12 protein-coding genes are annotated in these 12,197 nt (G+C 72.4%); 5 read left to right on the top strand and 7 right to left on the bottom strand.

All coding sequences use genetic code 11. The annotated features are described in order from the left end of the window. Window positions 1–5 precede the first annotated feature (5 nt). On the bottom strand, window positions 6–560 hold the full coding sequence (locus tag AB0A63_RS18745; protein ID WP_360392490.1) for a helix-turn-helix domain-containing protein: 555 nt from the start codon (window positions 558–560) through the stop codon (window positions 6–8). Between the two features lie 103 nt (window positions 561–663). Here AB0A63_RS18745 and AB0A63_RS18740 point away from each other — a divergent pair, with 103 nt between their 5' ends. Then, window positions 664–1,551 carry an alpha/beta fold hydrolase gene (locus AB0A63_RS18740; RefSeq protein ID WP_360392487.1) on the top strand — a complete coding sequence of 296 codons (888 nt, stop codon included), beginning with the start codon at window positions 664–666 and terminating at the stop codon, window positions 1,549–1,551. 42 nt (window positions 1,552–1,593) lie between these two features. On the opposite strand, the gene araD is transcribed toward AB0A63_RS18740, so the two are convergent. From araD to AB0A63_RS18725, 3 genes are read right to left on the bottom strand one after another with little or no spacing between them, the layout of a single operon-like run. After that, complete coding sequence (gene araD / locus AB0A63_RS18735; protein ID WP_360392484.1) at window positions 1,594–3,315, bottom strand: L-arabinonate dehydratase; 1,722 nt, start codon at window positions 3,313–3,315, stop codon at window positions 1,594–1,596. Further along, window positions 3,312–4,217, bottom strand: coding sequence for a dihydrodipicolinate synthase family protein (locus AB0A63_RS18730; RefSeq protein ID WP_360392482.1), 906 nt, complete (start codon window positions 4,215–4,217; stop codon window positions 3,312–3,314). The genes araD and AB0A63_RS18730 overlap by 4 nt, the downstream gene beginning before the upstream one ends. Continuing rightward, window positions 4,204–4,851, bottom strand: coding sequence for a GntR family transcriptional regulator (locus AB0A63_RS18725; protein ID WP_360392480.1), 648 nt, complete (start codon window positions 4,849–4,851; stop codon window positions 4,204–4,206). The genes AB0A63_RS18730 and AB0A63_RS18725 overlap by 14 nt, the downstream gene beginning before the upstream one ends. 291 nt (window positions 4,852–5,142) lie before the next feature. Here AB0A63_RS18725 and AB0A63_RS18720 point away from each other — a divergent pair, with 291 nt between their 5' ends. The 4 genes from AB0A63_RS18720 to AB0A63_RS18705 all read left to right on the top strand — a co-directional run bounded on the left by AB0A63_RS18720 (window position 5,143) and on the right by AB0A63_RS18705 (window position 7,986). Further along, on the top strand, window positions 5,143–5,526 hold the full coding sequence (locus tag AB0A63_RS18720; RefSeq protein ID WP_360392477.1) for a hypothetical protein: 384 nt from the start codon (window positions 5,143–5,145) through the stop codon (window positions 5,524–5,526). Between the two features lie 114 nt (window positions 5,527–5,640). Beyond that, window positions 5,641–6,582 (top strand): DUF1996 domain-containing protein, encoded by a 942-nt coding sequence (locus AB0A63_RS18715; RefSeq protein WP_360392475.1) that lies wholly within the window; start codon window positions 5,641–5,643, stop codon window positions 6,580–6,582. A 142-nt stretch (window positions 6,583–6,724) separates the two neighbouring features. Beyond that, entirely contained in the window at window positions 6,725–7,276 is a 552-nt protein-coding gene (locus AB0A63_RS18710) for a sigma-70 family RNA polymerase sigma factor (RefSeq protein WP_360392473.1), read from the top strand. Further along, window positions 7,273–7,986, top strand: a complete 714-nt coding sequence (locus tag AB0A63_RS18705) for a zf-HC2 domain-containing protein (RefSeq protein ID WP_360392470.1) — start codon at window positions 7,273–7,275, stop codon at window positions 7,984–7,986. The genes AB0A63_RS18710 and AB0A63_RS18705 overlap by 4 nt, the downstream gene beginning before the upstream one ends. Before the next feature lie 49 nt (window positions 7,987–8,035). On the opposite strand, the gene AB0A63_RS18700 is transcribed toward AB0A63_RS18705, so the two are convergent. Genes AB0A63_RS18700 through AB0A63_RS18690 form a run of 3 tightly spaced genes read right to left on the bottom strand, consistent with a single transcriptional unit; the run spans window position 8,036 to window position 12,018 of the window. After that, window positions 8,036–8,980, bottom strand: coding sequence for a zinc-binding dehydrogenase (locus tag AB0A63_RS18700; RefSeq protein WP_360392467.1), 945 nt, complete (start codon window positions 8,978–8,980; stop codon window positions 8,036–8,038). A gap of 45 nt (window positions 8,981–9,025) precedes the next feature. Then, window positions 9,026–10,414, bottom strand: a complete 1,389-nt coding sequence (locus tag AB0A63_RS18695; RefSeq protein WP_360392464.1) for an aminobutyraldehyde dehydrogenase — start codon at window positions 10,412–10,414, stop codon at window positions 9,026–9,028. Next, window positions 10,411–12,018, bottom strand: coding sequence for a thiamine pyrophosphate-binding protein (locus AB0A63_RS18690; RefSeq protein WP_360392699.1), 1,608 nt, complete (start codon window positions 12,016–12,018; stop codon window positions 10,411–10,413). Before AB0A63_RS18690 ends, AB0A63_RS18695 begins: the two co-directional genes overlap by 4 nt. Window positions 12,019–12,197 lie beyond the last annotated feature (179 nt).

Genomic DNA, 12,197 nt, shown 5'->3' with positions numbered 1-12,197 from the left:
GGGAGTCAGGTCCAGCGGAGCCCGTCCAGCAGCAGCGCGATCAGCCGCCGCGGGTCGTACCGCTCGTCGGCCTGCCCGATGCACAGGTTCCCGATGCCGCGCATCAGCTCGTACGGCTGGACGTCCCCGCGAACCTCCCCGGCGTCGGCCGCCGCGGTCAGCAGCGCGTGGCACACCGGCCCGAGCGTGTCCAGGAAGTAGGCGTGCAGCGAGGCGAACCCGCTGTCGTCGGACTGCAGCGCCTGCGCCAGGCCGTGCTTGGTCACCAGGAAGTCGACGAACAGGTCGACCCACCGTCGCAATGCGACGAACGCGGAGTCCGCGGCGGCCAGCAGTTCCGGGCCCGCCGCCGCGCACGACTCGACCTGGTGGCGGTAGACGGCCACGACGAGGTCGGCGCGGGTGGGGAAGTGGCGGTAGATCGTGCCCATGCCGACGCCGGCCTCGGCCGCGATCTCCCTGATCGGGGCGTCGACGCCGGAACGGACGAACACGGCCGCCGCGGCGGCGAGCAGGGTCTGCTCGTTGCGCACGGCGTCGGACCGCTTGCGTGGTGGCACGGCACTCCTCTCCGAGGCACGGTTGACAAAGCGGAACAGTGCTCCGTATCGTTCCGGAACGTCGCTCCGATTACGCGGCTGAAGCTTACTCGAAGGGAAACCCATGACCGTCCTCACGGTGAGCCCCGTCGTGCTCCAGATCCCCGGCAGGCCCGTCGACCTGCAGTTGAAGGTCTCCGCGCCGACCGAGGGCACCGCGCTGCCGATCATCCTGCTGTCGCACGGGCAGGGCTACTCGAACCACCTGTCCTCGCTGCACGGCTACGCGCCGCTGGCCGACCACTGGGCCGAGCAGGGCTTCGTCGTCCTGCAGCCGACGCACCTCAGCTCCCGCACCCTGGACCTCCCCGCGGACACGCCGGGGGCACCGCTGTTCTGGCGTTCCAGGGCCGAGGACCTGTCGCACCTGCTCGACCGGCTCGACGAGGTCGTCAAGGCCGTGCCGCAGCTGCAGGGTCGCCTCGACACCGGCCGCGTCGCCGTCGTCGGGCACTCCATGGGCGGCCACACCGCGAGCCTGCTGCTCGGCATGACCACCGAGGGCGTCAGCCTGAGGGACGAGCGGGTCAGGGCCGGCGTCCTGCTCGCCGCGACCGGCGGTGGTGACGCGCTGACCGACTTCGTCAAGGAGCACTACGGGTTCATGGCCACCACGGACTTCTCGGGCATGACCACCCCTGCGCTCGTGGTGGCCGGGGACAACGACGGCTCCGAGCACCTCACCACCGCCGGTCCGTCGTGGCACGCCGACCCGTACCACCTGGCGCCCGGCCGCAAGGCGCTGCTCACGCTCGCCGGCGGCGAGCACGGTCTCGGTGGCGTCTCCGGCTACGACGTCGCCGAGACCACCGACGAGAACCCGCAGCGCGTGCAGGCGGTCCGCGAGCTCGTGGTGGCCTACCTGCGCACCGAGCTCTACGGCATGAACGACTGGCAGGAGGCCCAGGACCGGCTTCCGGCCACGATCGGCAGCGTCGAGTCCAAGGCCTAGCGCCGTGCTCCCCTCGCTGCCGGTGGAGCCGGGGTAGGGCGCTCAGCGCGCGTTCGGGTCGGGGGTGGTGCCGGGGCGGGCCAGGAACTCGAAGTCGCAGCCCTCGTTCGCCTGCGTGATGTGCTCGTAGTAGAGGGCGCCGTACCCGCGTTCGAACGTCGGCGCCGGCGGAACCCAGGCGGCCCGCCGCCGGTCCAGCTCCTCGTCGGGGAGCTCGACGCGCAGCACCCGCGCCTCGACGTCCAGCGTCACGAGGTCGCCGTCGCGCACCAACGCCAGCGGCCCGCCGACGTGGGCCTCCGGTGCGACGTGCAGAACGCAGGCACCGTAAGAAGTTCCGCTCATCCGGGCGTCCGACACGCGGACCATGTCCCGGACACCCCGCCGCAGCAGCTTGTCCGGGATCGGCAGCATCCCGTACTCGGGCATGCCGGGCCCGCCCTTCGGGCCACCTCCCGCGAGCACGATCACCGAGTCCTCCGCGACCTCCAGCGAGGGCGAGTCGATGCGCGCCCGCAGGTCCTCGTACCCGTGGAACACCACGGCGGGACCGGTGTGCTTGCACAGCGCGGGGTCCGCCGCCACGTACTTGATCACCGCACCGTCCGGCGCGAGGTTGCCGCGCAGCACCGCGAGCCCGCCCTCGGGTGAGATCGGGTCGTCGAGCGGCCGGATCACCGACGGGTCGTGCACCTCGGCACCGTCGAGGTCCTCGCCGAACGTGCGACCGGTGACGGTGGTCCGGTCCAGGTGCAGGGTGTCCCTCAACCGCGACAGCAGTCCGCGCAGCCCACCGGCGTAGTGGAAGTCCTCCATGAGGTGCTCGCCGGCGGGCTGCACGGACGCGAGCACCGGCACCTCGCGCGACAGCCGGTCGAAGTCGGTCAGCGACAACGGGATTCCGGACCGCCCGGCCATCGCGATCAGGTGGATGCACGAGTTCGTCGACCCGCCGAGCGCCAGCACGGTGCGCACCGCGTCCTCGTAGGCCTCGCGCGACAGCACGTCACCGATCGCCAGTCCTTCCCCGACCATCTCGACGACGCGCAGACCGGCGGCGGCCGCCATCCGGTGGTGCGCCGAGTCCACGGCCGGGATCGACGACGCGCCGGGCAGCGTGAGGCCGAGCGCCTCCGCCGCCGCGGTCATCGTCGACGCCGTGCCCATCGTCATGCACGTGCCGGGGGAGCGGGCGAGCCCTGACTGGATCTCCGCCCAGTCGGCGTCCGTGATCGTCCCCGCGCGCTTCTCGTCCCAGAACCGCCACATGTCGGTGCCGGAGGCGAGCCGCTGCCCGCGCCAGTTCCCGCGCAGCATCGGCCCGGCCGGCACGAAGATCGCGGGCAGACCGGCGGAGGCCGCCCCCATCAGCAACGCCGGCGTGGTCTTGTCGCACCCGCCCATCAGCACCGCGCCGTCGACCGGGTAGGAGCGGAGGATCTCCTCCACCTCCATGGACAGCATGTTGCGGTACAGCATGGGCGTCGGTTTCTGGTACGTCTCCGACAGCGTGGACACCGGGAACTCCACCGGGTACCCGCCCGCCTGCCACACGCCGCGTTCGACCTGCTGCGCGCGCTCGCGCAGATGCATGTGGCACGGGTTGATGCCGCTCCACGTGTTCAGGATCGCGATGACCGGCTTGCCGAGGTGCTCCTGCGCGTTCAGCCCGAGCTGGCGCATCCGGGCGTTGTGCGAGAACGCCCGCAGCCCCTCGCCCTCGAACCACGCGGCGCTGCGCAACCTCCTCCCGGAAGGCGTCACAGCAGGCTCCACGAGCTCAGCACCACACCCACGGCCGACCGGCCTGCCTCGTCCAGCACGCTCGCGGGCAGGCGCACGTCCCGGCGGCACACACCCAGCTGCGCCAGCGCTTCCTTCACCACGGACACGTTGTTCGCCGACCCGTCCGCCGCCCGCAGCTCCTCGAACCCGCGCACGAACTCCCAGAGCTGCATCGCCGCACCGGCCTCACGGGCCTGCAGGCAGCGCAGCAGCTGCACCGCCAGCTGCGGGGACACGTTCGCGAGCCCCGAGGTGAAACCCGTTGCGCCGACGGCGAAGCAGCCCGGTGCGGACAGCTCCGCGAGCCCCGCCACCCAGGTCAGCCGGTCCAGGCCCGCGTCCCGCGCCACCGCGGCGAACCGCACCGGGTCCGGCACCGCGTACTTCACGCCCACCACGTTCGGGCACGCGTCCGCGAGCGCGGCGATCTGCTCGCCGCCGATCCGCGGGTCCCGCACGTACGGCACCACGCTCAGCTCGGGCACGGCGTCCGCGATCACCCGGTGGTAGCCGACCCACCCCTCCAGCGACAGGTACGGGTGCACCGGCTGGTGGACCATGACCCCGTTCGAGCCGTGCGCGTCGGCGAACCGGGCGGCCCGCACGGCGGTGTCCAGGTCGTGCCCGACACCGGCGAGCACCGAGGCCCGTCCGGCGGCGGTGTCGACGGTGACCCGCAGCACGCGTTCGGTCTCCGCCGGGGACAACGCGTAGAACTCGCCGGTGTTGCCGTTCGGCGTGACGACGGTGATCCCGCCGTCGACCACCCGGTCGACCACGGTCGCGCAGGCCTTCTCGTCCACGGCCCCCTCGGCGTCGAACGGCGTCACCGTGACCGCCACGACGGACGCGAGCTGTTCGGACAGGTCATCGAACGACATCGGCGAGCTCCTGGGTCACTCGGTCGGCGAACGTCTTCAGGTGGTCGCGCAGCAGCACGGCGGCGCGGCTGCTCTCACCGGCCACGGCGGCGGCGAGGACGGCGCGGTGCTCGGCGGCCTCGGCCTCCCAGGTCGGGCGGATGCCCCACCCGGCGACGGTGACGAGCGCCGCCTGGTCGTGCAGCCCGTCGAGGATCTGCACCATCAGCGGGTTGCCGCAGCCGGCGTAGAGGGCGCGGTGGAACCGCCGGTTGGCGAGGCTGCGGCGCGCGAGGTCGCCGGTGTCCTCCAGCGCGAGCCCGGCCTCCTCGAACGACGCCCCGAGCACCACCGCGCGGCGCAGCGCCTCGGGTTCCAGCTGCACCCGCACGTCGTACACCGCGGTGGCCAGCGCGGCGTCGACCGTGCGCACGGCGACGCCCTTGTACGGGCTCTGGACGACCAGCCCGGACCCGGCCAGGGTCTTCAGCGCCTCCCGCACCGGCGTCTTCGACACGCTCAGCCACGCGGCGAGATCTGTTTCCACGAGCGGCTGACCGGGCTTCAGCTTTCCGTTGAGAATCGCTTCTTTGATCGATTCCAGAACGAAGTCCGTGCGCGACGCGGGAGGTGCTCCCGGTCGGTCATATATCATATATGACACCGTATGGCCTGCTCAGCGGCCCGGTCAAGAACGCACTTCGGGACTGATCACCTTTCTGTGTCCACGGTGAACCAACTTCCTCCGCGACCCGTTCTGAAGGTGTCGGTCACCGCGAGAGCGCGGTACTGCGGAAGAGGAGAAGAAGTGCGGCGTTCCCGCGTTCCGTGCCCGTTGCCGAGGGATGAGCCACCACCGGAGGCCTCGCTCGACGGTCCACCGCCGAACGCGGACCACGTCCTGCAGCGCACGTTGGGCACGGTCCGCCAAGAGAGAGATCACGCCGTGCGGCGCCGAGGACGCATCACGGCACTGACGACGACCTTCGTGGTCACGGGTGTGCTGGCTGGGGGAGTGTGGCTGGGACACGGCTCCGAGGCCGCTGACGCGGTCCTGCGGGGCACCTCGTCCGAGGGGGCGCATCTGGCCGTGGCGGTCACCGACACCGAGGGCGGACTGCGGCTCGTCGCGACGGTCGACGGCGTGCCGGACGGGAAGGCCTGCTGGCTGGTCGTGCACACGAAGGACGGCCGGACGTTCACCGCCGGCTCCTGGCGTGCGGACGAGGGCGAGGTCACGCTGGCAGGGTCGGCGATGGTCCGCGCGGCGGACGTGTCCGGGGTGAGCGTGGTCGACCACGACCGGCAGCCGCTGATCACGGCGGGCTGACCTCGGCGTTCCTGACCGCACGGGCGGATCTCCCACGCCACCCGGCCGGTGTGGGAGACCCCGGGGCGGAACCCCGGTCTGTCGCCGCCGCACCGCACAGGGCAGGCTGGTGCCGTGGCACCGACCAGACCGACGACCGTCGTCGTCGCGGTGCTCGCGGTGATCGTCGTCGTGGCCGCCGGGGTCGTGCTCTTGGGCGGCACCTCGAACGGCACGCCCGGCGCCGACATGTTCGTGAGCGAGCTCGACCACGCGTGGACCGAGCCGGACACCCCCGGCGTGGTGATCCGCTGCGGCACCAACGAGAAGCGCCACCTCAACGCCGACAACCCGGTCGTGTCGCCCGGCATCCCGTTCGGCGCGCACCACACCCACGAGTACGTGGGCAACGAGTCGGCCGACGCGATGTCGACGAACGCCTCTCTCGCACAGGCCTCGTCCACGTGCGAGGAGGACGACCGCTCCACCTACTACTGGCCGGTGCTGCGGCTCACCGACGGAACGGGTCACGACGCGCACGCCGACGGCGGTGGCCTGCACGGCAACACCGGCGAGGTGCTGCCCCCGGCGAGCGTGGAGGTCCGCTACGACGGCAGCCCGGTCAGCGACGTGCTGCCGATGCCGCGGTTCCTGCGCCTGATCACCGGTGACCCGACCGCGTTCACCACCGGCTACGGCCCGAACGCGCGGGCCAGGTGGGGCTGCGCCGACCAGCCGGACCGGTACACGACGAAGTACCCGCTGTGCGCGCCGGGCGTGCGGACCCTGCGCACCTACGACTTCCCGAGCTGCTGGGACGGCAACAACACCGACAGCGCCTCGCACCGCACGCACGTGGTGTTCGCGTCGGCCGGGGGCGCGTGCCCGCCCAAGACGTTCCCCGTTCCGCGCCTGCACGTCACCGTCGGCTACGAGATCCCCGCGGGCCGCCCGTTCGCTATCGACAGCTTCGCCGAGGAGCTGCGCGACCCGGCGACCGACCACGGCATGTTCATCAACGTCATGCCCGACGCGGCGATGCGGGAGCTGGCCGCGCACCTGAACCGGATGCGGTGAGCCGCGGCACCGCCACCGCTACCATCCGCCTCACTTTCGTCGGAACTCCGTTGAACCGAAGCCCGTGCCCGCTCGTGTGTCGGCTGAGGTCTTGGAACAGGACGCCCACACGAGGTGTTCGTGGGCGGGGAGGAGTGGGTGGATGGCGGCTTTGTTCTCCCGCAAACGGGAGACAGCGGCCGACGAGGCACTGATCCGGTCGCTCTACGAGGAGCACGGTCGGGCGCTGCTGGCGTACGCGACGCGGTTGACCGGCGACCGGGCGGCGGCCGAGGACGTGGTCCAGGAGACCCTCGTCCGCGCGTGGCGCCACCCCGACGCCCTCGTGAACGGCAAGGGATCGGTGCGCGGCTGGCTGTTGACCGTCGCGCGCAACATCGTCACCGACCGGGTGCGCGCGAAGGCGGCGCGCCCGCAGGAGGTGGCCGAGTCGCCGGCCACGCCCCCGGTCGAGCGCGACCACGCGGACCAGGTGGTCGACTCGGTGGTGGTGCTCGAAGCGCTCGACCGGTTGTCGTCCGACCACCGGGACGTGCTGATGGAGATCTACTTCCGCGGCCGCAGCGTCACGGAGGCGGCACAGGCCCTGGGGGTGCCACCGGGAACGGTGAAGTCCAGGTCGTATTACGCGTTGCGGGCCCTGAGGGAGACGTTCGGCGGTCAGCAGGTCGCACTGAAGGGGGTGGCCGGATGACCACGCAGCACGATCCGCAGCTGCTCGGTGCCTACGTCCTCGGAGCACTCGACGAGCAGGAGGTGCGCGAGGTGGAACAGCACCTGGCGTCCTGCCCCGGCTGCACCCGTGAGCTGGAGGACCTCCGCGCCATGGAGGCCTTCCTCGGCGAGGTGCCACCGGAGGCGATGCTCGACGGCCCGCCGGAGGGCGGAGATCTGGTGTTGCAGCGCACCTTGCGCCAGGTGCGCTCGGAACGCGGCGGTGTCGCCCGCCGTCGTCAGATCACCCTGGGAGCCGCCGCCGCGGTGGTGGCCGCCCTGGTCCTGGGTGCCGGTGTCTTCGTCGGCAAGGCCACCTCGCCCGGCGGCGACGGCGGCATCGCCCAGCCGACCCAGAGCGTCGCCCCCGACCCGGCGGGCACGAAGCTCGCCACGGCCACCGACGCGGTGACCGGTGCGTCGATGACCGTGAAGGTCGTCCCGGCCACCGGCTGGGTGCGGACCAACTTCGCGATCGCGGGCATCCCCGAGGGCGAGAAGTGCCGCATCTTCGTGGTGGCCAAGGACGGCACCCGGCAGGAGGCGGGCTCCTGGCTCGTCTCGAAGAAGGGTGCGGCCGAGGGCACGAACCTCGACGGTTCCGCGCTGGTCGCGCCGAACGACGTCAAGTCCGTCGTCGTCGAGAACACCGCGGGCAAGAAGTTCGTCGAGGTGCCGGTCCAGGCCTGACGGAGCGCTGGTGCAGGGGCCGTTCCCGTTCGCGGGAACGGCCCCTGCTTCACGGCTTGAGCACCACTTTGCCCACGGTGGCACGGGACTCCAGCGCCTCGTGCGCCCGTGCCGCGTCCTTGAGCGCGAACGGCGGGTTGACCGCGGGCACGAACCGCCCGCTCGCCAGCCCGGCCATCGACTCGTCCTCCAGCGCCCGCAGCCCGCGCCGCAGCAGCCCCGGCCCCAGCGCGACCACCGCGGTCAGCGACTTCGGGTACAGGTTGTCGACGCTGGTGTCGGTGGCCGTCCCGGACGCCCAGCCGTAGATGATCGTGCGTCCGCCGACGCCGAGCGTCCTCAGCGCCGCCGTGCCCACCTCGCCGCCGACGCCGTCGAGCACGACGGTGATGTCCTTGAGCGCGTCGCCCCAGCCGGGCCGGGTGTAGTCGATGGCGGCGTCGGCGCCGTTGGCCATCACGTGGTCGAGCTTCGTGCCCGACGCGAGCCCGATCACCTGGGCACCCACGGCGCGCGCCTCCTGCACGAACAACGTGCCCATGCCGCCCGCCGCGGACGTCACCAGCACCACGTCGTCCGCCGTCAGCCGGGCCACGTCCAGCACGCCGACCACCGTGCGGCCGGTGCCGATCATCGCGACGGCCGCCTCGAACGAAACGTCGTCGGGCACCGGGTGCAGCGCCTCCACCGCGGCGACGGCGAGCTCGGCGTACCCGCCACCGCCCATGCCGAGGTGGGTCACGACCCGGCGCCCGACCCAGTCGCTCGTCACCCCGGCACCGACCGCGGTGACGACGCCCGCGACCTCGCGCCCCGGGGTCGTCGGGAAGTCGACGGGCCCGAACCCGCCCTTGCGGATGATGGTGTCGACGAAGTGGACGCCGACGGCGGCCACGGTGACGCGCACCTGACCGGGACCGGGCTCCGGGTCGGGCACCTCCTCGAAGCGCAGGTTCTCCGCCGGACCGAACTCGTGCTGCCGAATCGCGAACATGGCACGAACGCTAGGAGCTCCAGCTAAGTGGAGGTCAACAGCGCGTCAGTGCGCGATCATCACGTGCTTCATGCGCGTGTAGTCCTCCAGGCTGTGCATCGACAGGTCCTTGCCGTAACCGGAAGCCCCGAACCCGCCGTGCGGCATCTCCGAGGCCACCAGCCCGTGCGTGTTCACCCACACGATGCCGAAGTCGAGCCGGGCGCTCACCGCGGTGGCACGGCCGACGTCCCGCGTCCACACGGACGACGCCAGCCCCTGCGGGACGCCGTTGGCCAGCGCCACGGCCTCGTCGTCGGAGGTGAACGGCTGCACGGTGATCACCGGCGCGAACGCCTCCTCCTGGACGAGCTCGTCGTCCTGGGACAGGCCGGACACCACCGTGGGCTCCAGGTGGAACCCGGCAGAGCCGTGCCGCTTCCCTCCACAGTGGACCGTCCCGGTGGTCCGGGAGAGCAGCCCGAGCACGCGGTCGAGCTGGGCCTGCGAGTTCAGCGGCCCGAAGTCCGTTCCGGGCACCTGTGCCGAGGCGGCCCGCACCAACGCCGTGACGAGCTCGTCGTGCACCGCGGTGTGCACCAGCACGCGGGACGCGGCGGTGCAGTCCTGCCCGGCGTTGTAGAACGCCGCTGCCACAACGCCTTCCGCCGTCGCGGTGACGTCCACGTCGTCGAAGACCAGCACCGGCGCGTTGCCGCCGAGCTCCAGGTGCAGGCGCTTCACCGTCGTGGCCGCGGACCGGGCCACCTCGACGCCGGCGCGGGTGGAGCCGGTCAGCGACACCATCGCCGGCACCGGGTGCTCGACCAGCAGCCGGCCGGTGTCGCGGTCGCCCAGGACGACGTTGAACACGCCCGGCGGCAGCACCTGTGCGGCCAGCGACGCGAGCAGCACCGTGGACGACGGGGTGGTGTCGGCGGGTTTGAGGACCACCGTGTTGCCCGCGGCCAGCGCCGGGGCGATCTTCCACACGGCCATCATCAGCGGGTAGTTCCACGGGGTGATCTGCGCGATCACCCCGACCGGCTCGCGGCGCTGGTAGGAGGTGTGGCCCGGCAGGTACTCGCCGGCCGCGGCGGTGCCCAGCGCGCGGGCGGCGCCCGCGAAGAAGCGGAGCTGGTCGGCGCACTGGGGGACCTCCTCGTCCAGCAGCACCGAGCGGATCTTGCCGGTCTCGCGGACCTCGGCGTCGGCGAGGGCGTCCGCGTTCGCCTCGACCAGGTCGGCGAGCTCCAGCAGGGCCCGCTGGCGGTCCGCCGGGGTGGTGCGCGACCAGCCGGGGAACGCGGCGGCGGCAGCAGCGACGGCGGCGTCGACCTCGGCGGCGCGGGAGACGGCGGCGCGGCCGGTCTCCAGGCCCGTCGCGGGGTCGACGAGCGGCGAGGTGGCCGCGGCCGGGGCGGAGGTGCCGTTGACGAGGTTCGCGACGATCACGGGTGCTCCAGGTGCGTGGGGGCGAACATGCGCAGCACGGCGGGCAGGACCACCACGTGCGGTCCGCCGTCCGCGAAGGCCTTGGCGAGGTCCTCCCGCAGCGTCCCGGGGGTGCTGCGGGTGGCGGGCACGCCGAACGACGCGGCCAGCGCGACGAAGTCCGGGCGGGCCAGCTCGGTGCCGCTGGCCTGGCCGAAGGCGTCGGTCATGTACTCGCGCAGGATGCCGTAGCCGCCGTCGTCGACGATCAGCCACACCACGCGCGACCCGTGCTGGGCGGCGACCGCCAGCTCGGAGATGCCGTACATGGCACCGCCGTCGCCGGAGACCGCGAGCACCGGTCCGCCGCCCGCCGCCGCGACCCCGAGTGCGGCGGGGAAGCCGTAGCCGAGGCCGCCCGCGCCCTGGGCGGAGAACTGCGCACCACCGCGCGGGTCCCAGGCCGACCAGGCCCAGTAGCCGAGGATCGTCATGTCCCAGCAGGTCGGGGTGCCGTCGGGCACGGCGGCGCGCACCGCGTGCAGCACCTCCAGCTCCAGGTCGAGGTCCTGACCGCGCAAGCGTTCGCGCACCCGGGACAGCAGCTCGGCGACGCGGCGCTCGGCAACGCCGTCGGCGGCCCTGGCCGTGACACCGGAGACCAACGCGCGCAGGGCGAGGCGTGCGTCGGCGTGGATGCCCAGCGCGGGGTAGTTCGCCTCCAGCTTGCCGAGGTCCGCCTCGACCTGGACCACCGTGCCGCGCGGCCGGAACGTGCGGTAGTTGCTGGACAGCTCGCCGAGGCCGGAGCCGGCCACCAGCAGCACGTCCGCGTCGGCCAGGAACTCCGTGGTGTGCCGGTCCTCCAGCCACGACTGCGCCGACAGCGGGTGCTCCCACGGGAAGTTGCCCTTGCCGCCGAACGTGCTGACGACCGGCGCGCGCAGCTTCTCGGCCAGCTCCACCAGCTCCGGCCCGGACGCTCCACCGCCGGCCAGGACCACCGGCCGTTCAGCACCGTCCAGCAACCGCACCGCTTCCGCGACCAGCTCCGGCCGCGGGGGCAGCGCGCGCGGCGACCACGACACCGACGTCACCGGCGGAACCCCGGCCGGTCCGAGCAGCACGTCCTGCGGGATCTCCAGCCACACGGGCCCGTGCGGTGCCGTCAGCGCGATCTCCCACGCTTCGGCCAACGCCGACGGGATCTGCGACGCACGCCGGACAACGCGCGCGTGCTTCACGATGTGGCGGAACGACGCCAGCTGGTCCGTCAGCTCGTGCAGGTACCCGCCGCGCACGCCACCAAGGCCCGCCAGCGGGATCTGCGACGAGATGCCCAGCACGGGCGCCGATGCGGCCGCTGACTCCTGCAGACCGGCCAACGTCTGCAGGGCACCCGGCCCGGTCGACACGAGCAACGGCGTCACGGACCTCGTGATCCGCGCGTGGCCGTCGGCGGCGAACGCGGCGTTGACCTCGGTCCGGCTGCCGACGTACCGCAGCTTTGAGCGCCGCACCGCGTCGAACAGGCCGAGGGCGTGCTGGCCGGGGATGCCGAAGACGGTGCTCGCGCCCAAAGCCTCCAACGTCTCGACGACGACATCACCGCCGGTGCGGGACACGGTCACGCGCTCTCCTTCAAGGACATCAGCGACACCAGGTCGTAGGCCACCGTGTGCACTGTCTGCCACAGACGTGATGGTCGCGTGGTGATCACGTGCTCTCCTTCAACGACATCAGCGACACCAGGTCGTAGGCCACCGTGTGCACTGTCTGCCACAGACGTGATGGTCGCGTGGTG

Source organism: Lentzea sp. NPDC042327 (assembly GCF_040647275.1).
Taxonomy (GTDB): domain Bacteria; phylum Actinomycetota; class Actinomycetes; order Mycobacteriales; family Pseudonocardiaceae; genus Lentzea.
This window is presented reverse-complemented; position numbering and strand designations above follow the sequence as displayed.